Source organism: Noviherbaspirillum humi, from assembly GCF_900188095.1.
GTDB lineage: Bacteria > Pseudomonadota > Gammaproteobacteria > Burkholderiales > Burkholderiaceae_D > Noviherbaspirillum > Noviherbaspirillum humi.
Map to the genome: position 1 here is coordinate 91,250 of NZ_FZOT01000004.1, position 24,339 is coordinate 115,588.

Annotated in this window: 24 protein-coding genes; all 24 read left to right on the forward strand. The window is 62.2% G+C overall.

The annotated features are described in order from the left end of the window. The first annotated feature begins 249 nt into the window (after positions 1–249). On the forward strand, positions 250–567 hold the full coding sequence (flhD, locus tag CHB88_RS08760; protein WP_089398943.1) for a flagellar transcriptional regulator FlhD: 318 nt from the start codon (positions 250–252) through the stop codon (positions 565–567). A gap of 73 nt (positions 568–640) precedes the next feature. Continuing rightward, complete coding sequence (gene flhC, locus CHB88_RS08765) at positions 641–1,189, forward strand: flagellar transcriptional regulator FlhC (protein WP_089399152.1); 549 nt, start codon at positions 641–643, stop codon at positions 1,187–1,189. 22 nt (positions 1,190–1,211) lie between these two features. Continuing rightward, a complete protein-coding gene (locus CHB88_RS08770; protein WP_089398944.1) occupies positions 1,212–2,000 on the forward strand; it encodes an SAM-dependent methyltransferase in 789 nt (262 codons plus the stop codon). A 306-nt stretch (positions 2,001–2,306) separates the two neighbouring features. Further along, positions 2,307–3,167 (forward strand): flagellar motor stator protein MotA, encoded by an 861-nt coding sequence (gene motA / locus CHB88_RS08775; protein WP_089398945.1) that lies wholly within the window; start codon positions 2,307–2,309, stop codon positions 3,165–3,167. Between the two features lie 32 nt (positions 3,168–3,199). Beyond that, positions 3,200–4,174: a flagellar motor protein MotB gene (gene motB / locus CHB88_RS08780; RefSeq protein WP_089398946.1), complete on the forward strand. Its 975-nt coding sequence runs from the start codon at positions 3,200–3,202 to the stop codon at positions 4,172–4,174. A gap of 52 nt (positions 4,175–4,226) precedes the next feature. After that, positions 4,227–4,775 (forward strand): hypothetical protein, encoded by a 549-nt coding sequence (locus tag CHB88_RS08785; RefSeq protein ID WP_089398947.1) that lies wholly within the window; start codon positions 4,227–4,229, stop codon positions 4,773–4,775. 71 nt (positions 4,776–4,846) lie between these two features. Then, positions 4,847–5,212, forward strand: coding sequence for a response regulator (locus tag CHB88_RS08790; RefSeq protein ID WP_089398948.1), 366 nt, complete (start codon positions 4,847–4,849; stop codon positions 5,210–5,212). Positions 5,213–5,271: 59 nt separating this feature from the next. Then, entirely contained in the window at positions 5,272–7,422 is a 2,151-nt protein-coding gene (cheA, locus tag CHB88_RS08795; protein WP_089398949.1) for a chemotaxis protein CheA, read from the forward strand. A 24-nt stretch (positions 7,423–7,446) separates the two neighbouring features. Continuing rightward, a complete protein-coding gene (locus CHB88_RS08800; RefSeq protein WP_089398950.1) occupies positions 7,447–7,956 on the forward strand; it encodes a chemotaxis protein CheW in 510 nt (169 codons plus the stop codon). A 127-nt stretch (positions 7,957–8,083) separates the two neighbouring features. After that, the gene (locus tag CHB88_RS08805; RefSeq protein WP_089398951.1) at positions 8,084–9,631 is read left to right on the forward strand and encodes a methyl-accepting chemotaxis protein; all 1,548 of its coding nucleotides are present in this window, start codon (positions 8,084–8,086) and stop codon (positions 9,629–9,631) included. Between the two features lie 22 nt (positions 9,632–9,653). Then, positions 9,654–10,550: a CheR family methyltransferase gene (locus CHB88_RS08810; protein ID WP_089398952.1), complete on the forward strand. Its 897-nt coding sequence runs from the start codon at positions 9,654–9,656 to the stop codon at positions 10,548–10,550. Then, a complete protein-coding gene (gene cheD / locus CHB88_RS08815; RefSeq protein ID WP_089398953.1) occupies positions 10,547–11,152 on the forward strand; it encodes a chemoreceptor glutamine deamidase CheD in 606 nt (201 codons plus the stop codon). The genes CHB88_RS08810 and cheD overlap by 4 nt, the downstream gene beginning before the upstream one ends. 25 nt (positions 11,153–11,177) lie before the next feature. Further along, entirely contained in the window at positions 11,178–12,254 is a 1,077-nt protein-coding gene (locus CHB88_RS08820; protein ID WP_089398954.1) for a protein-glutamate methylesterase/protein-glutamine glutaminase, read from the forward strand. Positions 12,255–12,487: 233 nt separating this feature from the next. Beyond that, positions 12,488–12,886: a chemotaxis response regulator CheY gene (cheY, locus tag CHB88_RS08825; protein WP_089398955.1), complete on the forward strand. Its 399-nt coding sequence runs from the start codon at positions 12,488–12,490 to the stop codon at positions 12,884–12,886. An 80-nt stretch (positions 12,887–12,966) separates the two neighbouring features. Further along, complete coding sequence (gene cheZ / locus CHB88_RS08830) at positions 12,967–13,560, forward strand: protein phosphatase CheZ (protein ID WP_089399153.1); 594 nt, start codon at positions 12,967–12,969, stop codon at positions 13,558–13,560. Positions 13,561–13,620: 60 nt separating this feature from the next. Beyond that, entirely contained in the window at positions 13,621–14,841 is a 1,221-nt protein-coding gene (locus CHB88_RS08835) for an EAL and HDOD domain-containing protein (protein ID WP_089398956.1), read from the forward strand. Between the two features lie 316 nt (positions 14,842–15,157). Further along, the gene (flhB, locus tag CHB88_RS08840; protein ID WP_089398957.1) at positions 15,158–16,324 is read left to right on the forward strand and encodes a flagellar biosynthesis protein FlhB; all 1,167 of its coding nucleotides are present in this window, start codon (positions 15,158–15,160) and stop codon (positions 16,322–16,324) included. Continuing rightward, positions 16,321–18,408, forward strand: coding sequence for a flagellar biosynthesis protein FlhA (gene flhA, locus CHB88_RS08845; RefSeq protein ID WP_176442386.1), 2,088 nt, complete (start codon positions 16,321–16,323; stop codon positions 18,406–18,408). Before flhB ends, flhA begins: the two co-directional genes overlap by 4 nt. Continuing rightward, positions 18,405–19,694, forward strand: a complete 1,290-nt coding sequence (flhF, locus tag CHB88_RS08850; RefSeq protein WP_089398959.1) for a flagellar biosynthesis GTPase FlhF — start codon at positions 18,405–18,407, stop codon at positions 19,692–19,694. Before flhA ends, flhF begins: the two co-directional genes overlap by 4 nt. After that, a complete protein-coding gene (locus CHB88_RS08855; RefSeq protein ID WP_089398960.1) occupies positions 19,687–20,541 on the forward strand; it encodes a MinD/ParA family ATP-binding protein in 855 nt (284 codons plus the stop codon). The genes flhF and CHB88_RS08855 overlap by 8 nt, the downstream gene beginning before the upstream one ends. 3 nt (positions 20,542–20,544) lie before the next feature. After that, positions 20,545–21,285, forward strand: coding sequence for an RNA polymerase sigma factor FliA (locus CHB88_RS08860; protein ID WP_089398961.1), 741 nt, complete (start codon positions 20,545–20,547; stop codon positions 21,283–21,285). Next, a complete protein-coding gene (locus CHB88_RS08865; protein ID WP_089398962.1) occupies positions 21,267–22,004 on the forward strand; it encodes a flagellar motor protein in 738 nt (245 codons plus the stop codon). The genes CHB88_RS08860 and CHB88_RS08865 overlap by 19 nt, the downstream gene beginning before the upstream one ends. A 9-nt stretch (positions 22,005–22,013) precedes the next feature. Next, the gene (motD, locus tag CHB88_RS08870) at positions 22,014–22,793 is read left to right on the forward strand and encodes a flagellar motor protein MotD (RefSeq protein WP_089398963.1); all 780 of its coding nucleotides are present in this window, start codon (positions 22,014–22,016) and stop codon (positions 22,791–22,793) included. A gap of 580 nt (positions 22,794–23,373) precedes the next feature. Continuing rightward, the gene (locus tag CHB88_RS24370) at positions 23,374–24,174 is read left to right on the forward strand and encodes a hypothetical protein (protein ID WP_143131192.1); all 801 of its coding nucleotides are present in this window, start codon (positions 23,374–23,376) and stop codon (positions 24,172–24,174) included. Positions 24,175–24,339: the final 165 nt, after the last annotated feature.

Genomic DNA, 24,339 nt, shown 5'->3' on the forward strand with positions numbered 1-24,339 from the left:
GAGCGAAAAGGCAAGGACGGTGCAAATGCCGACCAACCCAAAACCTAGGCTACAAGCCACTTCCAGCGCACTTGATGATGCGTTCGCATGATGCTGCCTGGCGTTTGTAAGACAAACGCCTACAGGCGGCCTATCCGTGCTTCCGTCTAAAAATACCGACGTCCCCCTATTCCGACATTTTTGCCCCCCGAGCAGAATGCATTCCAACAGCAATGCATTCTGATCTGTCTCAACAAAGGGGAGTGAAAAATGAACGTGAACGACATGATGGCCGAGATCCGCGATGCCAACCTCAGCTACCTGATGCTGGCCCAGCAGATGATCCGCGCCGACAAGACCACCGCCATCTTCCGCCTCGGGATCAGCAGCGAAATCGCTGACATGATCGAAGGGATGAGCAACAGCCAGATCCTGAAGCTGGCAGGCACCAACATGATGCTGGCCCGATTTCGATTCGATGACGGCGCCATCCTCGGCATGCTGACCAACTACAACAAGGACCGCGACCTGGCGCATTCCCACGCCGCGATCCTGATGGCTTGCCAGCCGGTCGAAGAAATCGCGTAAGTTCCGGCCCAGGAAATTCCTCCAGCAGTCGAAACCCAGTCAAGCACTTCCAGATAGTTTGCACGAGGCCATCATGACCAAGAAAAGCGTAGTCACCGAATCCCAGGAAATCCAGCTCGCCATCGAGCTCATCAACCTGGGCGCGCGCCTGCAGCTGCTTGAGACCGAAACTTCCCTCTCGCGCGAACGCCTGCTGAAGCTGTACAAGGAACTCAAGGGTGTCTCCCCGCCCAAGGGCATGCTGCCGTTCTCGACCGACTGGTTCATTACCTGGCAACCGAACATTCATTCATCGCTGTTCATCAATATCTACCGCTACCTCGTCAGCCATGCCCATGTGAGCGGCATCGAAGCGGTGATGAAGGCTTACAAGCTCTATCTGGAGCAGGTCGATCCGGATCCGAGCGGCGAGCCGGTGCTGTCCCTGACCCGCGCCTGGACGCTGGTCCGCTTCTTCGAAAGCAAGATGCTCACGACCGCTTGCTGCAAGAAATGCGGCGGCGATTTCGTGGTGCACAAGCTCGACCTCAATCAGGGCTTCGTCTGCGGCCTGTGCCACATGCCCTCGCGTGCCGGCAAGACCAAGAAAGCCAAGGAAGAGGCCGCCCAGGCTGCTGCCTGAGGTCAGCCGCACGCTTTCCGCAATGCGCAGCGCCGTCGAACAGCCTCCACGGCGCCTGCTCGCACGCATGCCGGCGCTGACCGCGCTGCTGATCCAGTGCCTGTCACTTGCGCTCGTCCTCACCGCCGCTTCCCTCTTCACCACGCTGTTTGCCGCTCCGTTCACCATCGGCGCCGCAGTGCTCGCGCAGGGGGTAGTCTCGGCGCTGCTGGCCCGCTGGGCGCGCATGGCATCCTGGTGGCTGCTCATCCATTTACTGTTTCCGCCCGCGCTGCTTGCCACACTTGCGCTGCATCTCCCGGCATGGCTGTTTCTCGCTGCATTCCTCGCGCTGACCGCGCTCTACTGGAACACCTTCCGCACCCAGGTGCCTTACTTCCCGTCGCGCATGCCGGTCTGGCGCGCCGTATGCGATCTGATGCCGGCCGATGGCGCGCCGCGCTTCATTGACATCGGCAGCGGTTTCGGCGGCCTCTCGCTGCACTTGGCGCGCATGCGCCCGGATGCGCGCATCCACGGCATCGAACTGGCGCCCTTGCCCTGGCTGGTGAGCTGGCTCCAGGCGCAAGCGCGGACGGCCGCACCCGAATTTCTGCGTGGCGATTACAACCGGCTCGACCTGGCAAGCTATGACGTGGTGTTTGCCTATCTCTCGCCTGCGGCCATGCCGGCGCTATGGCGCAAGGCGCGACGGGAAATGCGTGCCGGCGCACTGCTGCTCAGTTATGAATTCGAGATTCCCGGCGTGGCGCCGGATATCGTCGTTTCTCCCACTGCCGATGGCCCGAAGCTTCACGGCTGGCGCATGTAGACGCCGGTCGCCATGAATATGGCATGCGCTGCGCGTTGCGACTCTATATATAGAAGAAATCAAGAAGGTGGCCAGCCTGGCAATGAAGCCGAATGAGAATCGTCCGTTCCACAGGTTCGCCGGAACGGACGGTTAAAGTTTGGCCGGCGAAGGTCGTAATCAATGCGAACCCGGCGGCGCCGGTTTGCGGCAACAACCCGCGCCGGGCCGATGCGGATAACACACATTCTGGTTGTGGTCTTTGAGGCGAATTGGCACAATGACCGAACTTGCCTGCAGTAAATATTTTGTGCGGAGTACGAAACCTTGCTAGTTATTGTCGGTTATATCATTGTCGTCGGCTCCGTCTTCGGCGGCTTCGTGATGGCGGGCGGCCATCTGGCCGCGCTGTTCCAGCCGCTCGAGCTGCTCATGATCGGCGGCGCCGCCTTCGGCGCTTTCTTCGTCGGTAACAACGGCAAGGCGATCAAGGCCACCATGAAGGCCTTTCCGACCCTGTTCAAGGGTTCGAAGTACACCAAGGCGCTGTACATGGAATTGATGTCGCTCCTGTTCGAATTGTTGAGCAAGGTGCGCAAGGAAGGCTTGATGTCGATCGAAGGCGACATCGAAAAGCCGGAAGACAGCCCGATCTTCAGCAAATACCCGAATATTCTCGGCGACCACCACGTGATCGAATTCATGACGGACTACCTGCGCCTGATGGTCTCGGGGAACATGGATGCGTTCCAGATCGAAAACCTGATGGACAACGAGATCGACACCCACCACGCGGAAGCGGAGGTGCCGGTGCACTGCATCGCCAAGCTCGGCGACGGCCTGCCGGCATTCGGCATCGTGGCGGCGGTGATGGGCGTGGTGCATACGATGGAGTCGGTCGGCTTGCCGCCGTCGGAACTCGGCATGCTGATCGCCCATGCGCTGGTCGGCACCTTCCTAGGCATTCTGCTGGCCTACGGCTTCGTCGGCCCGCTTTCCAGCCTGCTCGAGCAGAAGCTGCATGAATCGTCCAAGATGTTCCAGTGCGTGAAAGTGACGCTGCTGGCCAGCCTGAACGGCTATGCGCCGGCGCTGGCCGTCGAGTTCGGCCGCAAGGTGCTGTTCTCCACCGAGCGTCCTTCCTTCAGCGAGCTCGAAGAGCACATCAAGCAGGCGAAAGCCAAGTAAGGCGGGTTGGCCGAAGATGAAACGGAAAAGACATGGCTGACGAGGGACTGCGCCCGATCATCGTGAAGCGCATCAAGAAAGGCGGCGGGGGCCACCACGGCGGCGCCTGGAAGATCGCCTATGCCGACTTCGTGACGGCGATGATGGCCTTCTTCCTGCTGATGTGGCTGCTGGGCTCGACGGCGAAAGGCGACCTGCAAGGCATCGCCGAATTCTTCAAGACGCCGCTGAAGGTGGCGATGTCCGGCGGATCGGGCAGCGGCGACAGCTCCAGTGTGCTGCAAGGGGGCGGACGCGACCTTACACGGCGCGAGGGCCAGACCAAGAAGGGCGACGATCCGGCGCAGCGCAAGTCCTACAACCTGAAGGCGGCGAACATCGACACCCTTCAGCAAGAGCTGGAAAAGATCGAAGCCACGCGCCTGCGCACGCTCAAGGCGAAGATCGAGGAGGCGATCAACTCGCGCCCAGGCCTCAAGCAGTTCCGCAATCAGCTGCTGATCGATATCACGAGCGAAGGCTTGCGCATCCAGATCGTGGACGAGCAGAACCGGCCGATGTTTGCACTCGCGAAGGCGGAGCTGCAACCCTACACCAAGGATATCCTGTACGAAATCGGTCACGCCCTGAACGACATGCCGAACAAGATCAGCCTTGCCGGGCATACCGATGCCACGCCCTACGCCAGCGGCGAAAAGGGTTACAGCAACTGGGAGCTGTCGGCCGACCGCGCGAATGCCTCGCGGCGCGCCCTTGTGGCGGGCGGGATGGACGAGAGCAAGGTGCTGCGGGTGGTCGGGCTGTCATCTGCGCAGCTGTTCGACAAGAACGATCCGCTCAGCCCGGTGAACCGCCGCATCAGCATCGTGGTGATGAACAAGCGCGCCGAAGAATCCGCTTCCAAGGAAGGCGGCACGGTGCAGGTATCCAACGAAGAGCAGGCGCGCAGCGAGCTGAAGTCGATGACGCCGCCGTCCGCCGCGCCCCAGCCGGCGCCCGGCAAATGAAGTGCTTCAAGGAGATCGCCATGGAAGCAGACTTCGACCGATGGGTAGTCCGATGACAAAGAAAACCGTCCTGGGGCCGGAGGTCTCGCACCTGCTGTCGAACCTGTCGGACCATGGCACCCAGCATCTCGGCGAAGTGCGCAATGATCTGGTGCAGGCCGATGTTCTCATCAGCGAAGCCATCGAGAAGCTTGGGCACAGCTTTCAGGCCATCCACGATGCCGTCGCCGCGCAGCAGGAAATCATCGAGGCACTCGCGGCGGACGCCGCTCTCGCGCCGCAACTGGCGAGCCGGCTGGCTGCGCTGAAGGCTGACGTTGCCCGGGAAGTCGGCGCCGCCGTCACCGCGATGCAGTTCCAGGACATGACCAGCCAGCTGATTGCCCGGGCGGTGCAGCGCGTCGATGGCATTGCCGGATTGCTCGACAGTGCCGGCGCCGGCAGCGCCGCGCTGGCGCAGGAGGAGCGAGCCGAACCGATCTCGGCCCGGCTGCATGAAATGAACCTGGCGCTGGAATCGCAAAGCGCCAGACTGGACGGCATGCTGCTGAAATCGGTGCGGCAGACCCACCTTGAAAGCGGTGACGTCGAACTGTTCTAGCGGTTCGACGCACCAGCAGAAGACATGTTGAACGCGGGCCTCGGCCCGGGATGAAGAAAACGGAGTAGCAAATGGCAAAAACAATTCTTGCAGTCGATGATTCGGGTTCGTTGCGGCAGATGGTGGGCTTCAGTTTGCGCGCGGCGGGCTACAACGTCGTCGAAGCCGTCGACGGGCAGGATGGCCTGGACAAGGCCAAGGCCCAGGTGTTCGACCTGGTGCTGACCGACCAGAACATGCCGCGCATGGATGGCCTGTCGCTGATCCGATCGCTGCGCAATCTGTCGACGTATCAGCGCGTTCCCATCCTCATGCTGACTACCGAATCCGGCGATGACATGAAGGCCAAGGGCCGGGCGGCCGGCGCCAACGGCTGGCTGGTCAAGCCTTTCGACCCGCAGCGCCTGACCGAAGTGGTCAAGAAAGTCATTGGCTAGCAGACGGCGAGCCGTCCGCTTTCCCGCGAACGGCGCCAGAGAGTAAACGGAGTACCACGATGACCATCGACATGAGCCAGTTTTACCAGGTCTTCTTTGACGAGACCGAGGAACTGCTGGCGGAAATGGAAAAGCTGCTGCTGGCGATCGACATCGCCGCGCCGGATTCCGAAGAATTGAATGCCATCTTCCGCGCCGCCCACTCGATCAAGGGCGGTGCCGGCACCTTCGGCCTGACCGACCTCACCGAAGTCACCCATGTTCTGGAGTCGCTGCTCGACCGCATCCGCAAGGGCGAGATGGCGCTGACCAACGATCATGTCGATGCCTTCCTGCAGGCCAAGGACGTGCTCAAGATGCAGCTCGACGGCCATCGGCTGCAAACGCCGGTCGATGAGGAAGCGGTGGTCGATGTGCGCATGCTGCTGGAGTCGCTGTCCGAAGGGCAGATTCCGGCTGCGGCGCCGGCCGCGGCGCTGGATGTCGGCACCCAGGGGCGTGAAATCCAGCCGATCGTAAATGCCGCCTGTGCCCGCCAGTTCCGCATCGAGCTGCCGAAGATGTCGGCGCGCGATCATGATGCCCTGGCGGCGGAACTCGGCTTGCTCGGCCATATTTCGCAAAGCGAGTTGCCGGACGGGCATGCGGTCTTCACGCTGATGACCAACGAGAGCGCCGACGACATTCTGGCGATTTGCTCCTTCATCCTCGATCCGCAGGACATCCGCATCACCGAGGAAGCGCCTGCGGCGGACAATCTTGCCGCGGCGGTCAGCAGCGCGAAGGAAGAGCAAAACCAGGGCTATGGCTTCTTCCAGCCGTTGTCGACGCTGCGTGAAAACGCCGATACCGCCCGCGCCGAACAGGAAGCGCGTCAGGGTTACGGCTTCTTCGAACCCTTCGAGCCGCCGGTGCTGCGCGAAGCGCAGGCTGCGGACAATGCCGGCGCCACGGCCGCTGCGGAATCCGCAGGCGGACAGACGCCCGCCCGCCGCAACGCCGACAAGCAGGCGTTGAATCATGAATCCTCTTCCATCCGCGTCAGCGTCGAGAAGGTGGACCAGCTGATCAACCTCGTCGGCGAACTCGTCATCACCCAGGCCATGATCGAGCAGCGCACCAGCACGCTCGATCCGATCCTGCACGAGCGGCTGCTCAACAGCGTCAGCCAGCTGACCCGCAACACCCGCGATCTGCAGGAATCGGTGATGTCGATCCGCATGATGCCGATGGACTATGTGTTTTCGCGCTTCCCGCGCATGGTGCGCGATCTGGCCTCCAAGCTCGGCAAGCGCATCGAGTTCGTTACGCAAGGCGCGGCCACCGAGCTGGACAAGGGCTTGATCGAGCGCATCGTCGATCCGCTGACTCACCTGGTGCGAAACAGCATCGACCACGGCATCGAGCCGCCGGAGGTTCGCAAGGCCGCCGGAAAAAGCGAAATCGGCAAGCTGTCGCTGTCGGCCGCTCATCAGGGCGGCAACATCATCATCGAAGTCACCGATGACGGCGGCGGCCTGAACCGGGAGAAAATTCTCGCCAAGGCGCGCCAGCAGGGCTTGACTGCGCCCGACAGCATGAGCGATGCCGACGTCTGGCAATTGATTTTCGCCCCCGGATTCTCGACTGCCGACGTGGTGACCGATGTTTCCGGCCGCGGTGTCGGCATGGACGTCGTCAAGCGCAACATCGCCGCCATGGGCGGCGTGGTCGACATCCGCTCGGTGCGCGGCTATGGCACCACGATCTCGATTTCGCTGCCCCTGACTCTGGCGATTCTCGACGGCATGTCCGTCAAGGTCGGCGACGAAATCTACATTCTTCCCCTCGGCTATGTCGCCGAGTCCCTGCAGCCGAGGCCGGAAGACATCAAGGATGTGAGCGGCCAGGGGCAGGTGATCCGGGTGCGCGGCGAGTACCTGCCGCTGATTCCGTTGTACCAGATGTTCGCGATCGAACCGCGCTTCGCCGATCCGGCCGAGGGCATCATCGTCATCCTCGAATCGGAAGGCCGCAAGGCTGCCCTGTTCGTGGACGACCTGGTCGGACAGCAGCAGGTCGTCGTCAAGAACCTAGAATCGAATTACCGCAAGGTCGCCGGCATTTCCGGGGCGACCATTCTGGGAGACGGCGGCGTCTCCCTGATCATCGACGTGGCAGCACTGCTTCGTTCCAGCCGCCAATTGAATGACGAATCCATCCTCTCCTGATTTTTCCTGATAAGGACCAACGCCATGATGCACATAGCACAGAACAACACCCAGGCTGGCGAAAAGGCCGACCGCGACATCGCCGGACAGGAGTTCCTCGCCTTCACCCTCGGCAAGGAAGAATACGGCATCGACATCCTGAAAGTGCAGGAGATCCGCGGCTACGAGACCGTTACCCGCATCGCCAACGCGCCCGAATTCATCAAGGGCGTGGTCAACCTTCGCGGCATCATCGTGCCGATCGTCGACATGCGCATCAAGTTCAACCTGGGCGAGCCGACCTACGACCAGTTCACCGTCGTCATCATCCTCAACATCGGCGGCCGCGTGGTCGGCATGGTGGTCGATAGCGTGTCCGACGTCATCACCCTGTCGCCCGAGCAAATCAAGCCGGCGCCGGAGATGGGCACCGCCTTGAACACCGACTACCTGATCGGCCTCGGCACGGTGGACCAGCGCATGCTGATCCTGGTCGACATCGACAAGCTGATGTCCAGCGCCGAAATGGGCTTGATCGAAAAGATCGCAGCCTGATCCGCGAAGCGGCCTGCGCGGCTTGAACAAGTGATGACGGGTGCCTGGCTGGTGCGGGCGTAATGCAGCTGACTGATTGATCGAATTCAGGAGACGACTCTTGAAAAATCGCAAGCGTCAACAACTGATGAGCGCCGTGGTGGCTGTGGCTGTCGCAGTGGTTCCGGTGGCGCTGTTCAGCAAGCTTTTTGAAGTGCCGGCGGCCGTCGCGGCGATCGCCGCAGCGGTTGTCACTGCCGGCATGCTGCTGTACGCCGGCAGGGCCAGGCAGCGGCAGATCGACGATCTGTTTGCCATCATGGGTACCGAGATCGATCATGTCATGATCGGCGCCGCGCAAACCGCCCACTTCGTCGATTCGATCAAGAAGATGATCACGAAAGATGTGGAGACCACGTCCGGAATCGTCGTCAGTTCAAGGCAGGGAGCGGCCACCACGGGACAGATCGCCGAGGATGCCGATCTCGCTGCCAACGTTGCCGCCGATGTGCGCAGCCAAAGCCATGCCGGTCGCGAGGAAATCGACCGCAGCCTGACGCAGATCCGGGAGGCGAGCGGCGACGCCAGCCAGTCTTCCGAACTGATGCGGGTACTGCAGGAAAAGGCCCGGCGCATCCATGGCATCACCGAGGTCATCAATGAGATCGCCGCGCGGACCAATCTTCTCGCGCTGAATGCCGCCATCGAAGCAGCCAGGGCGGGCGAGCATGGGCGCGGATTCGCCGTCGTCGCCGGCGAGGTGCGTCAGCTGGCGCAGCGGACCACCGCGGCCACACAGGATATCGGCGTGATGGTTCGTGAAATCAACGAAGAAGCAGAGCGCGCCGCGGCCGGCATGGGCGCGCTCAACGGCAAGGTGGCGGAAGCTTCCCGCTATGTCGAGCGGGTGCATGCCATTCTCGGCACCATCGAGACCCGCGCCAGCGATTCCGAAGCCAATATCCAGCAGATCGCTTCGGCGGCGCGCGAGCATGCGCAATCGGCCGGGGACACCGCGCGTTCCATGGCGGGCATCCACGAGGGCATGCTGTCCACCGAGGAAAAGCTGCCGCAGGCGGCCGCTTCCGCCATGGCGTTGTCGGAGAAGGGCGAGGCGCTGTTCGAAGCGCTGGCCGCTTCGGGCGCGCCTACCACGCACGACGCCGTGATACGCGCCGCGCAGCAGGCGGCAGCGGACATCGGCAAGGTGTTCGAGGAGGCGACGGAGCGCGGGGACATCACCATGGAAGCGCTGTTCGACCGCACCTATGTGCCGATTCCGAACACCGATCCGCAGAAACACAGCAGCCGCTTCGATGCGTTCACCGACCGTGTGCTGCCGGCGATCCAGGAAGGTCTGCTGCAATCCATGCCGCAGCTGGCTTACGCCGGCGCGGTAGACAACAACGGCTATTTCCCGACCCATAATGCAAAATTTTCCCTCCCGCTGACCGGCGATTATGAAACCGACCTGGTGAACAACCGCACCAAGCGGATCTTCGACGACCGCACCGGGTCGCGCTGCGGCTCGCATACCCGCGCCTTCCTGCTGCAGACCTACAAGCGCGATACCGGCGAGGTCATGCATGACCTGTCAGTGCCCATTTTCGTCAAGGGCAGGCACTGGGGCGGATTCCGCATCGGCTACCGCTGCCAGGACGAGGGCCGCACCAGCGGCGCAGGACTGCGCACATGAAGCAACTTAGAAAGGCATAGTTTTGGCACTCGGACCCGCATCCGTCAAAAACGAAGGCACCAAGGAATTCGATTTCACCGCGCGTGACTTCGAACGGGTGCGCTCGCTGATTTACCGCCGCGCCGGCATCGCCCTGGCCGACAGCAAGCAGGAGATGGTGTACAGCCGGCTGGCGCGGCGCCTCCGCGCCACCGGCATCCGGTCCTTCCAGCAGTATCTGGACCAGCTGGAGAGCCATGCCGACAGCCCCGAGTGGGAAGCGTTCACCAACGCGCTGACGACCAATCTCACCGCGTTCTTCCGCGAGGCGCATCATTTCCCTATCCTCGCAGAACACGCCCGCAAGAAGGGCGGACCGCTCACGGTGTGGTGCTCCGCCAGTTCCACCGGCGAGGAGCCGTATTCGATCGCCATCACGCTGTGCGAGGCGTTCAATTCCCTGACACCGCCGGTGCAGATCATCGCCACCGACATCGATACCAATGTGCTCAATACCGCTGCCCACGGCGTTTATCCCTTCGAACGGGTGGAGAAGCTGGAACCGGAGCGCCTGAGGAAGTTTTTCCTGAAGGGGCGGGGCGAGCAGGAAGGCCTGGTTCGCGTGCGGCCGGAATTGCGCCAGCTGATCACCTTCAAGCAGCTGAATCTGCTGGAGGGCGGTTGGCCGGTGCAGGGCCCGTTCGATGCCATCTTCTGCCGCAATGTGATGATCTATTTCGACAAGCCGACGCAAGGCAAGATCCTGTCGCGCTTTGCGCCGCTGATGAAGCCGGACGCGCTGCTGTTCGCCGGACACTCGGAGAATTTCCTCTATGTGTCGAATGCCTTCAAGCTGCGCGGCAAGACGGTCTATGAACTGAACCAGGGCGGCGCTCCGGTACGTCCGGCCAATCCCGGCAAGCTGGAGAAGATGCTATGAATGACGCCTTTCACGAGCAGTTTGCCACCAACATCTACTACGACCGCAATTTCGATTGCGACGCCGCCAAGATCCTGCCGGGCGAGTACTACTACACCTGCAAGGACATGATGATCGTCACGGTGCTGGGATCCTGCGTGTCGGCCTGCATCCGCGACCGCGTCACAGGCATCGGGGGCATGAACCACTTCATGCTGCCGGAAGGCGGCGATGGCGACGGCCCGGTGTCGGCATCGATGCGCTACGGCACGTATGCGATGGAGGTATTGATCAACGACCTGCTGAAGGCCGGCGCCCGCCGGGAGAACCTGGAGGCGAAAGTCTTCGGCGGCGGCAATGTGCTGCGCGGCTTCGTCGCCATCAACGTCGGCGAGCGCAATGCGCAATTCGTGCGCGAGTATCTGCGCGCGGAAAACATCCGCGTCCTGGCCGAGGACCTGAACGATATCTATCCCCGCAAGGTTTATTTCTTCCCGCGCAGCGGCAAGGTGCTGGTGAAGAAGCTCAAGCAACTCAACAACAATACGCTGGTCAACCGCGAACAGGATTACGCCAACCGGCTGCAGCAGGCGCCGGTCGCCGGCAGCGTGGACCTGTTCTGACGGAACCGGAGCAAAGGCAGTACTGATGAAGATCAAGGTTCTCATTGTCGACGACTCGGCGCTGATTCGCAGCGTCATGCGTGAAATCATCAACGATCAGCCGGACATGGAGGTGGTAGGCGTCGCCCCCGATCCGATCGCCGCGCGCGACCTGATCAAGCAGACCAACCCCGACGTACTGACGCTGGACGTGGAAATGCCGCGCATGGACGGCCTGGACTTCCTCGAGCGGCTGATGCGGCTGCGGCCCATGCCGGTCGTCATGGTGTCCTCGCTCACCGAGCGCGGCTCCGAGATCACCCTGCGGGCGCTGGAACTCGGGGCGGTGGATTTCGTTACCAAGCCGAAGATATCCATCCAGAGCGGCATGCGTGAATACGGCGAAATGATCGCCGACAAGGTGCGCACCGCCGCCCGTGCCCGCATCACGCCGCGCCGCATCGCGCCGCCCCAGGGCGCCGCCGCCGGCAGCGCTGAGCTGCCGAGCATGCGCAATCCGCTCATCAGCAGCGAGAAGCTGATCATCATCGGCGCTTCCACCGGCGGCACCGAGGCGATCAAGGATTTCCTGCTGCAGATGCCGTCGGACTGCCCGGGCATTCTGATCACCCAGCACATGCCGGAAGGATTCACGCGCTCCTTCGCCAAGCGGCTCGACAGCCTGTGCCGCATCTCGGTGAATGAAGCCGCCGGCGGCGAGCGCATCCTGCCGGGCCATGCCTTCATCGCGCCCGGCCACTCCCACCTGCTGCTGGCGCGCAGCGGCGCCAACTATGTCACCAAGCTCGACCAGGGGCCGCCGGTCAACCGGCATCGCCCCTCGGTGGATGTGCTGTTCAACTCCGCCGCCGAATGCGCGGGCAAGAATGCGGTGGGCGTCATCCTCACCGGCATGGGAAAGGACGGCGCGCAGGGCATGCTCAACATGCGCCAAGCGGGCACCTATAACTTCGCCCAGGACGAAGCATCCTGCGTGGTGTTCGGCATGCCGCGCGAAGCGATTGCCGTTGGCGCCACGCATGAAGTCGGCGCCCTGGAGAAGCTGCCGAAGATGGTGCTGGACTACCTGCACACCCATGGCAGCCGCGCCTTGCGCGTCTGACGGATCGGCGTCGCCGCCAGTAGGAGGCGGCCGAAAAAGTTGCCAACGGATTCACCGTCCGGCGGCAGAAGCAACAAGACTTTGAAAAAGCCTGCGATTTATTGTGTTTCCTTGTGGCATTGAAATTCGCAATGTGCATAATATCGGGAAGCGCAAAAACTTCCGGAATTCGGCCCGAACGGCTGCAGAGGGAGCAGGGCGGTTATCACAATTGAAGCAAACTGGAGCATTACATGGCTAACCCGAACACGAAATTCCTGGTGGTGGACGATTTCTCGACGATGCGGCGCATCGTCCGCAACCTGCTCAAGGAGCTTGGCTACACGAACGTCGACGAAGCGGAAGACGGTTCGATGGCGCTGCAAAAGCTGCGCAGCGAGCAGTTCGACTTCGTCATCTCCGACTGGAACATGCCGGTGATGGATGGGCTGACCATGCTGCAGCAGATCCGCGCCGATGCGGCATTGTCCAAGCTGCCGGTGCTGATGGTGACGGCCGAGGCGAAGAAGGAAAACATCATTGCCGCCGCCCAGGCCGGCGCCAATGGCTATGTGGTCAAGCCCTTCACCGCCGCCACGCTCGACGAGAAGCTGAGCAAGATCTTCGAAAAGCTGGAAAAGGTTGGAGCCTGAGCTTGAATCCTGCAGCAATCCCCGGGGCGCCGGAAACCGCGGCGCCGTCGGCGAGCGACAGCCTGGAACACCAGGACGACATGCTGGCCCGAATCGGCCAGATGACCCGCAGCCTGCATGACAACCTGCGCGGGCTCGGCTTCGACAAGCTGCTGGCGCAGGCCGCCCACGACATCCCCGATGCGCGTGACCGCCTCGACTATGTGGCGCGCATGACCGAGCAGGCCGCCCAGCGGGTGCTTACCGCCACCGAACTGGCATCGCCGCTGCAGGAACGCGTCGGCGCCGGCGCCGATGCGCTCGAAAGCGGCTGGCAGGAGGCGATGCAGCAGCCTTTCAGCGAGGAGCGCTACAGGCAGCTGGCCAGCGCCACGCTCGCCTATGTCAACCAGACCCGCAGCGACGCGGGCGCCACCCGGCAGCATCTGCTCGACATCATGATGGCGCAGGATTTCCAGGACCTGACCGGCCAGGTCATCCGCAAGGTGACGGAGCTGGCGCAAGGATTGGAGCAGCAGCTGCTGCAGCTGCTGATTGACTACACGCCGGCGGAGCAGAGGCGCGAAGCCGCCAACGGCCTCCTCAACGGCCCCCAGATCAACCCGGCTGGCAACAGCGATGTCGTCTCCAGCCAGGGGCAGGTCGACGATCTGCTGGAAAGCCTGGGTTTCTGATTCCATACGGCGGGCTGGCGTTCGGTTTGTCCGCCGCTCTCTTTCCGGAGGCATAGTCCCATGCAAGAACTTCCGGTGCTCATCCGCGAACCGCTGCTCGACAAGCAGGAAAACGTGCTCGGCTACGAGCTGCTGCCGCGCCGCGGCGCCGGCACTGCGCGTCCGGTGGATTCGGAAGCCATGAGCCTGCTCGAATTGTTCGCCGGCCATGTCGATGCGGCGCCGGCGCCGATCGACTCGCTGCTGGATGGCCAGCTGCTTTTCGTGCCGGCAGTGCGCTCCCTGCTCAAGCTGGGCGCTTTTGAAGGCTTGCCCGTACGAGGCACGGTGCTCGCCGTGCATGCCGCCGACTTGCAGGATGCGCAGGCGGTTGCCGCGCTGAAGCAATTGCGTGAGGCCGGGTGCGGCATTTCCCTGCGCGGCGGCGGCCTGGAAGGCATGGACAAGGCTACGCTGGCATTCTTCAGCCATGTCGAGCTGTCGGTGGATGCCGAAGATTTCGAGTTTCAGCTGGCCCGGTTCCAGTCGCTCGGCTCAAGCTCGACGCGGCTGGTGGCGCGCGGCATCGTCGACTGGATGCACTTCGATGCCTGCGCGCGCCTCGACCTCGCGATATTCCCCGGCGCGCTGCATCTCCAGCAGCGGCCGGACGCCAAGGCCGAACCGCTCAACCCCGCGCAGCGCATGATCCTTCAGTTGATGGACATGGTGCGCAAGAACGCCGAACCGAACAAGCTGGAAGCGGTGCTCAAGCGCGATGCGGCGCTGGCCTTCAAGCTGCTGCGGTATATCAATTCGGCCGGCTTCGGCCTCGGCTGCGAGATTCAATCCCTGCGCCACGCCGTCAGCCTGCTCGGCTATGCATCGCTGTACCGCTGGCTGTCCGTTCTGCTCGCCAGCGCCGGCGGAAAATCCCTTTCGCCGGCGGTGCTGCAGACCGCCGTCATTCGCGGCCGCTTCGTCGAATTGCTGGGACGCGAAATGCTGCCGAAGAGCGAAGGTGAAAACCTGTTCGTCGCCGGCATGTTTTCGCTGCTGGACCGCATGCTCGGCGTGCCGATGGCCACGCTGCTGCAACAGATCGATCTGGCGCAGCCCATCGGCGAGGCGCTGCTGTCGCGCACCGGCATTTACGGCCCCTTCCTCGCGCTGGCGGAAGCCTGTGAGCAGGATGAGCGACTCGCCCGCGAGCGGGCCGACGCGCTGTGCATCGCGCCACGCCAGATCAATCAAGCGCATATCTCCGCATTGGCCTGGGCCCAGAGCATCAAGTTCAACTGATATCGGCTTTCCGGCGAAAAGCGCTGGCGGTTGCGCCGACCGTCTTCATTCCTCTGCGCAGTCGCCTGACCGGTCTGCAAGATGCCGGCCCGGAAACCGAAGGAAAGCTTGAACGAAGCGGCATCGAGGAGTCACTTTCGGCCGTCGTTTTGCCCCTGGCCGCTTTGTCAACAAGCTTGGCTATTCTGGCATCAGGGAATAGGGGGTGCTTTCCTGCCTTTTTCCCTCGATCGTAAAAGTGTCCTGTCGGAAATAATCACTCCTGATTGGTCCCCACTGCGCCATGTCGGCAAGGGGACGGCAACAGGAGTCGGCGATGGCCGAAGACAGCGACCTCGAAAAAACCGAATCAGCGTCACCGCGGCGGCTTGAACAAGCCCGCCAGAGCGGCGACGTGCCCCGGTCGCGCGAGCTCGGCACCTGCACCCTGTTGCTCGCCGCCGGCGCCGGCCTCTGGATGAGCGGCGACGGCATCATGAACGCGATGAGCCGGCTGCTTGCGGACGGCATGGCCTTCGAGCGCGCCCGCGCCTTCGACATGGACCTGCTGCTGGTGCGCCTGGCCGATCGCCTGATCGACGTGCTGATGGCCTTCGCGCCGCTGGCCGGCCTCCTGCTCCTGGTTGCCATCGCCTCGCCCCTGGTCATCGGCGGCCTGGTCTTCAGCACCGAGGCACTGGCCCCGAATTTCAATCGCCTGAATCCCCTGAGCGGCCTCGGCAACCTGGTCTCCACCCATTCCGCCGTCGAGCTGCTCAAGGCCATCGCCAAGGCGCTGCTGGTGGCCGTCGTGGCGTGGCTGGTCATCTCGCGCCAGTTCGACGTCATGATGGCGCTCGGTCTGGAGCCGCTGCAGCGCGGCGGCGCCCACATGGCCGGCCTGTTGTTCAAGGATTTCATGATCATGGCTGCCTGTCTCGCCTTCATCGCGGCGATCGATGTCCCCTTCCAGCTCTGGCAGTACAACAACAAGCTGAAGATGACCAAGGAAGAGGTCAAGCAGGAAGCCAAGGAGTCCGAAGGCGATCCGCACATCAAGGCGAAGATCCGCGCCATGCAGCGCCAGATGGCCCGCCGCCGCATGATGGCCGAGGTGCCCAAGGCCGACGTGGTGGTGACCAACCCGACCCACTTCGCCGTGGCCCTGAAATACAGCGAAGGCGCGATGCGCGCGCCGAAGGTCGTGGCCAAGGGCACCGATGAAGTCGCCGCCAAGATCCGCGAACTCGCCGCGGAGTCCGGCGTGCCGCTGCTGGAAGCGCCGCCGCTGGCCCGCGCGCTGCACAAGCATACCGAGCTCGGCGACGAGATCCCCTCCAGCCTGTACACCGCGGTCGCCGAAGTGCTGGCCTACGTGTTCCAGCTGCGCGCCTACAAGCAGCATGGCGGCCTGCAGCCGCAGGCGCCGGTGGACCTCGAGGTGCCGGCCGCGATGGACCCGTTCAATCCGGCGTCCAGGACTGATACTGGATCGATGCAATGAACAGCCTCCGACTTCCCGCCTGGATCAACGGCGTCAACAGCAAGGCGCTGGCGGCGCCAATCCTGATCGTCATGATGCTCGGCATGATGATCCTGCCGCTGCCGGCGTTCGCGCTCGACATCCTGTTCAGCTTCAACATCGCGCTGTCGGTGATCGTGCTGCTCACCAGCCTTTACACCGTCAAGCCGCTGGACTTCATGGTGTTCCCGACGGTGCTGCTGGTCTCGACCATGCTGCGCCTGTCGCTCAACGTCGCCTCCACCCGCGTGGTGCTGACCGAGGGCCACACCGGCCCGGACGCGGCCGGCAAGGTGATCGAAGCCTTCGGCCACTTCCTCATCGGCGGCAACTACACCGTCGGCATCGTGGTGTTCATCATTCTCACCATCATCAACTTCACCGTGGTCACCAAGGGCGCCGGCCGCATCGCCGAAGTCGGCGCGCGCTTTGCCCTGGATGCGATGCCCGGCAAGCAGATGGCGATCGACGCCGACCTGAACGCCGGCCTGATCGGCGAACAGGATGCCCGCCGCCGCCGCACCGAAGTGGCCCAGGAAGCCGAGTTCTACGGCGCCATGGACGGTGCCAGCAAATACGTGCGCGGCGACGCAGTGGCCGGCATCATGGTCACGGTGATCAACATCGTCGGCGGCCTGATCGTCGGCATGATCCAGCACGATCTCGACTTCGGCGGCGCGCTGAAGAACTACACCCTGCTGGCCATCGGCGACGGCCTGGTGGCGCAGATCCCATCGCTGATCATCTCCATCGCCGCCGGCGTGGTGGTGTCGCGCGTGGCCAGCGAACAGGACATCGGCGGCCAGCTGATCAACCAGCTGCTGGCCAAGCCGCAGGTGCTGTCGATCACCGCCGGCATCATCGGCGGCATGGGCATCATCCCCGGCATGCCGCATATAGCCTTCGTGCTGCTGGCCGGCGCGCTCGGCGGCAGCGCCTATTTGCTGGCCAAGCGCCAGAAGCAGCAGCAGGCCGCTCCGGCGAAGGAGCCGGCGGCCGCCGTCGCCGCGCCGGAAGTGGAAGAGGCCACCTGGCAGGACGTGCTTCCGGTGGACACCCTCGGCCTGGAAGTCGGCTACCGCCTGATCCCGCTGGTGGACAAGAGCCAGGATGGCGAACTGCTCCGCCGCATCAAGGGCATCCGCAAGAAATTCGCGCAGGAGGTGGGCTTCCTGTCGCCGGCGGTGCATATCCGCGACAACCTGGAACTCCGTCCGGCGGCCTACCGCATCATCCTCAAGGGCGTCGAGGTCGGCAGCGGCGAAGCCATGCCGGGCCATTTCCTCGCCATCAATCCGGGCGTGGTCAACGGCCAGCTGCCCGGCGTGCCGACCACCGACCCCGCCTTCGGCCTGCCGGCGGTATGGATCGATGCGGCCATGCGCGACCAGGCGCAGGCCATGGGCTATACCGTGGTCGATGCCGGCACCGTGATCGCCACCCATCTGAACCACCTGATCACCAGCAACGCCGCCGACCTGCTCGGCCGCCAGGAAGTGCAGCAACTGCTCGATCACCTCGGCAAGGAAGCGCCGAAGCTGGTGGAAGACCTGGTGCCGAAGCTGCTGCCGTTGTCCTCGCTGCAGAAAGTGTTGCAGAACCTGCTGTCGGAAGGCGTCCACATCCGCGACATGCGCACCATCATCGAGTGCCTGTCGGAGTATGCGCCGCATCAGCAGGACCCGAACGAGCTGACCGCCCTGGTGCGCGTCGCCCTCGGCCGCGCCATCGTTCAACAGATCTTCCCCGGCACGAACGAGCTGTCGGTGATGACGCTGGACCGCAACCTGGAACGCATCCTGATGCAGGCGATGAACGCCAGCGGCCCGGACGGCGCCGGCATCGAGCCCGGCCTGGCCGACACCATCGTCATGCGCGCCGAGCAGGCGGTGCGCCAGCAGGAACAGATGGGCCTGACCCCGGTGCTGCTGGTGCCGGCCCCGCTGCGCGCGCTGTTGTCCCGCTTCCTGCGCCGTTCCCTGCCGCAGCTGAAGGTGCTGTCGCATGCGGAACTGCCCGATTCGAAAACCATTAAAGTCACGAGCCTTGTTGGAGGCCAAGCATGAACGTCAAGAAATTCACCGCCCCTACCTCGCGCGAAGCGCTGCGCATGGTCCGCGATACCCTCGGTCAGGATGCCGTCATCCTCTCCAACCGCAGTGCGAACGGCGTCATCGAGATTCTCGCGCTGGCTGCGGACGACATGTCCTCGCTGGCCGAACCGTCGATGGAGAAGCCGGCGCTGTCGCCAGTGGTGCGTACCGCATTCAGCGCCCCGGCGAGCCTGCAGGAAGCCGACCAGGCATCGGGCCTGGCCGAGGCGCTGCATGCGGCGCGCGTGCCGGCGCCGTCTGCGCCGCATGCAGCCAGCGGCGCCGGTCCCGACGTGGCGGAACTCATGGCCGAGATTCGCTCCATGCGCGGCATGCTGGAGTCGCAGCTGGCGGAAATCGCCTGGAACGGCCAGCAGCAGCGAGAGCCGGCCCGGGCGGTGGTGCTGCGCGAGATGCTGGCTGCCGGCTTCAGCGCCAGCCTGGCCCGTTACTTGATCGAAAAGCTGCCTAGCGGCGAAACCGGCGAGACGGCGATGAACTGGATCCGCTCCATCCTGGCACGCAACCTGGCCACCGTCGGCAATGAAACCGAATTGCTCGAGAACGGCGGCGTGTACGCCCTGGTCGGTCCGACCGGCGTCGGCAAGACCACCACCACCGCCAAGCTGGCGGCACGCTGCGTCATGCGGCATGGCGCCGGCAAGCTGGCGCTGATCACCACCGACGGCTATCGTATCGGCGGCTACGAGCAGCTGCGCATCTACGGCAAGATCCTCGGCGTGATGGTGCATTCGGTGAAGGACGAGACAGATCTGCGCATCGCCCTGGAAGAACTGAAGAACAAGCACACCGTGCTGATCGACACCGTCGGCATGAGCCAGCGGGACAAGATGGTCGCCGAGCAGATCGCGATGCTGTCCGGCGCCGGCACCAAGGTGAAGCGTCTGCTGTGCATGTCGGCCACCGCCACCGGCGAAACCCTCAATGAAGTGGTGCGCTCGTACAAGGGCGACGGCCTGGCCGGTTGCATCATCACCAAGCTGGACGAAGCTGCGACCATCGGCAGCGCGCTCGACGTCGCGATCCGCCAGAAGCTGAGCCTGTATTACGTGGCGAACGGCCAGCGCGTGCCGGAAGACCTGCATGTGGCTAATCCCAACTACCTGGTGGATCGCGCCTTCAAGTTCAAGCGCGAGTCCGCGCCGTTCCAGTTGAACGATGACGAGTTGCCGCTGGTGGTAGCCAACGCCGCCCGTGCCATGCATGACAAGAGCCTGCGCGAGGTGAGCTTTGGCTAGTTTCCATGTCGACCAGGCCGAGGGCCTGCGCCGCATGCTCGGCGGCCCGAAGCCGCGCGTGTTCACCTTCCTCTCCGCCGCCGGCGCCGAAGAAAAGGCGTCGATGCTGATCAATCTCGGCGCGTCGCTGGCGCGCGGCGGCAGCGATGTGATGCTGTTCGATGCACGCGGCGGCGGCCAGGGCATTGCCAGCCGCATGGATGCCGCACGCGGCGCCACGTTGCAGCAGGTGGCGCGGCAGGAGCGGGCGCTGGATGAAATGGTTACCCGAATGCCGCAAGGCTTCGGCGTCGGCGCCATGCAGCGCGGTCCCCAGCAGCCCGCGGTGCCCGCCGAGCTGGTCAAGCGCATGGACCAGGCTTTCCGCCTGCTGGCCGGCCGTGCCGATATCGTCGCGGTCGATGCCGAATTGAGCAGGGAAGATGAATTGCCCTTGCCCGCATTGGCCGGCGGCGAACTGGTGGTGCAGGTATCGACCCGGGCCGATTCGATCACCGGCGCCTATGCCATCATCAAGCGCCTGTGCGCCCAGGCGGCAACGGGCAGCGGCCGTCGCTTTTCCATCGTCGTGACCGGCGCCGCTGAAAGCGAGGCACGTGCGATTTTCCAAAACATGGCCAAGGCCGCAAGTCGCTATCTGTGCGTCGATCTGCAATTGCTCGGCCATGTGCCGGCCGATGATCATGTCGGTCGCGCAGCACGCCTCGGGCGCAGCGTAGTCGACGCTTTCCCGATGGCGGGCGCGGCTGTCGCTTTCCGTCGCCTGGCGGACAAATTCCAAGTTCCAGACGTGCATCAGGGAGGATTACATGCTATATCTGCGAATGGATCCGGCGTCCGTTATTAATTTATGTACAACGTCCACGGGAAAAAAGACAAGACCGACAAGAATCAGCTGCTGGCGGAACATTCAGCACTGGTGAAGAAGCTCGCGCACCAGATGAAGGCCAAGCTCCCGCCCAGCGTGGAAGTGGACGACCTGATTCAGGCCGGCATGATGGGCCTGCTCGACGCGGTGAACCGCTACGAGGACACGCACGGCGCGCAATTCGAAACCTATGCGGTGCAGCGCATTCGCGGCGCCATGCTGGATGAACTGCGCAGCAACGACTGGATGCCGCGCGGCGTCCGTCAGAGCATGCGCAAGGTTGAAACGGCGATCAGCAATCTGCAGCACAAGCTCGGCCGCCCGCCGAAGGAAACCGAGATCGCCAAGGAACTGCAGATGTCGATCGAGGAGTACCAGGAACTGCTGGGCGACGGCGGCGGCCACCAGCTGGTGTATTACGAAGATTTCCAGGACGAGGACAACAGCGAGCACTTCCTCGACCGCTACTGCGTCGACGAGAGTTCGGATCCGCTGCAGGCGCTCATGAACACCGGCTTCCGCCAGGCGGTGATACAAGCCATCGAGGCGCTGCCGGAGCGCGAGAAAATCCTCATGAGCCTGTACTACGACCAGGAGCTCAACCTGAAGGAGATCGGCGCCGTCATGGGCGTCTCCGAATCACGCGTCAGCCAGCTGCATAGCCAGGCTATTGCCCGCCTGCGTTCCAAGCTCAAGGAAAAGGCGTGGACTGGGCTAGCCTAGCCGGCATCGTCCTCGCGCTGGCCGGCATCCTGCTCGGCCACCGCCTCGAAGGCGGCCATTTCGGCGCGCTGGTCCAGCCTGCCGCCTTCTGCATCGTCTTCATCGGCACCGTCGGCGCGGTGATGCTGCAATCCGGCATGACGAGCTTCATCCAAGGAATAAGACTGGCGCGCTGGGTGTTCCAGCCGCCGCGGCACGACCAGGCGGCGCTCATGCAGCAGATGCAGTTCTGGGGCCGCAAGGCGCGCCGCGAAGGCTTGCTGACGCTGGAAACTCTGCTCAAGGAAGCCCGCGACCCCTTCACCGCGAAGGGCTTGCGGCTTGCGGTCGATGGCGTCGATGTCGCCACCCTGCGCAGCATCATGGATGTGGAGATCAATACCTACGAGAGGCGGCAGCGCCAGGCGGCGCGCATCTGGGATGCCGCCGGCGGCTATTCGCCCACCATCGGCATCCTCGGTGCGGTGCTCGGCCTCATCCACGTGATGGAGCGCCTGTCCGACCCCGGCACGCTCGGCCCCGGCATCGCGGTCGCCTTCGTGGCCACCATCTACGGCGTTGGCTTCGCCAACCTGCTGTTCCTGCCGATCGGCAGCAAGCTGAAAACCCTCATCTCGGATGAAGTCGCGCGCATGGAAATGCTGGCCGACGCCTTCTGCCCCATTGCCGAGGGCGCGAATGCCAACGTTCTCGAAGAACAGCTCACCGCCTACCGCTGATCATCATTCATGAGCCGGCGCAAGCCCATTATCGAGGAAGAAGAGAACCGCGAGCGCTGGCTGGTCTCCTACGCCGACTTCATCACGCTTCTGTTCGCCTTCTTCGTCGTGCTCTACGCCTACTCCAGCGTCAACGAAGCCAAGATGCGCCAGCTTTCGAATGCGATCACCACCGCGTTCGGCACGACACCGGTTTCTGTTACGCCGGAAACTCCGCCTGCTGTCACCGGCCTGCCGCGTCCGCTCGGCGCGCCGAAAAAACGGCCTGACCAGGCCGCGCTCAACAAGGAGCGGGAAAAACTCACCGGCATCGCCCGCGACCTGATGGAGGCGATGGCGCCGCTGCTTGCGGAAGGGAAGGTAAAGGTGACGCAGGGGGAGCGCGGCGTCACTTTGGAGATTAACGCCGCCATCCTGTTCCGCCCCGGCGACGCGCGACTCGCCGACGACTCTACGCAAGCGCTGCGTGCTGTCGCTCAAGTGCTCAAGGACGACAACCACCAGATCCAGATCCAGGGCCATACCGACAGCCTGCCCATCAGCAACGCCGTCTTTCCCTCCAACTGGGAGCTTTCCGCCTTCCGCGCGGGCAGCGTGGTGCGCCTATTCGTTGACAGCGGTGTCGCCGAAGAGCGGCTGACGGCAGTGGGCTATGGGTCCACCCGGCCAGTGGCGGATAACAGTCTGCCCGAGGGCAGGTTGCGCAACAGGCGTGTCGCTGTGATGATTCTTTCCAATCTGCCGGAGGCGGTGACTGAGGTGTCGGTGAGCGCTTCGAATAAGCCTTAGCCAGGGTAGTTGATTCAGGTTGCTCAGTCCCAATGCACAAAAGGATGTTTGTCGTCATTTGGGCCTGATTTAATATTAAAACCGTCTTGTTGTTTCGAGCGCTTCGAATCAACCCCAATTGGTATCGAGCCTAAGCTCAGCCCTGACACCAGCGCACTTTAGCCCTAGCCTAACTATAGGCTTTGGCAATTCCACCTGCTTTTTTTCTCCTTTCAAGTCCTCAATCCACAGTAGCTTCCAAGTCAATCTGAAATCGTTTAGATGCATATGAGCCGGAATCGCCTTCATATTAATGCTGTCAGCAAATGGTATAAAGCTTGCAAGCTCAAGGAATCAGAAGTGTTGAATGTTGTAAAAATATTTTTAAATGCAGATGGAGTGAAAAACATGCACAGAATAGAAATCCAGATTTCGTTCAGCAGTACGCTAGAGATTTTAGCTTTATAAATCTTGGGTTACTCCGGATGCATCTTAAAACACCCTGATTGTTTCAAAGATCAGCACTATTAGGGATCAAAGCGATTTCACTTTCTTTGGATTCTAATTTGTAAGAGACAATACTTTTTGTGAGGAATGTAAATTGGCAAATATTGTTATACAGAGTGGCGTAGCAAACTCGTCGAACATATCGGGCACTGAAATTTTCCCAAAAGTTGCATTGGGGATCAATAATGCAATTCTCGTCAAAGAGCCGCTTATTGCCCAAGCAGCTATCAGACTGCAGAGCACTACCGATTCGCTATTTGGTTCAGGAGCGGTGGGAACCGGTGGCGTCTACACGGCGTTCCACGTCCTTTCCGCTTTTTTGGGAATTCAGTCCCTAAGCTTGGCTGAACAATACAAAAGACTTAAAAAACTTCAGTCTGAAGGCAAAATCACTGTACTTTCTAAAATATTTATAAATACTGGTCATGATGGAAAGCCACTCATTGACTGCGCAGTGTTGGTTGATTCAGATTATTCCGACATGTATGCGGAAAAAATTTATCTTGAATCGAGCCCTGTACGAAAGCTGCTCGGCACAAAAGCGCCTCCTGCCAATCTTTTGGCAATGACCGATGCAGAGCGAATCAAGTATTTTCAGCGCTTGGTTTTTGACGGAAACACTTTCAAGAGTAATGACCGTAAAAAACATGTGGAGTTGGGAGATTCAGGAACACCAGTGATTGACCCTCGTGACGGCAACAGTGTCTTTACTGTTGTGTCAACCACCTTAGCGGGCGATGCTGTGCTTTTGCCGAATGGGACGGGGCCGGAAAACAACTATCTTCTTTATTGGCAACCGGCAGACAACACTTTTTTTTGGGAAGTTATCAAACCCTATCCACCTGCGGCTTCCGCAAACCAGCGAACACAGCAAGGCCGAGGGCGTAAAAAATAACTTGGTGTAAGCGTGATCTGATCTGACAGTTGTCCGGTTTGACGAAGGTGATTGTCAGGTATTGTTCAGCCTTTCAATCAAGCCGTTCCGAACTTCAACCAAGGAACGATATCACCGGTTGTCGATTTGCATGTGAGCTTTTAAGGCGATCCTTGCCCCTATATT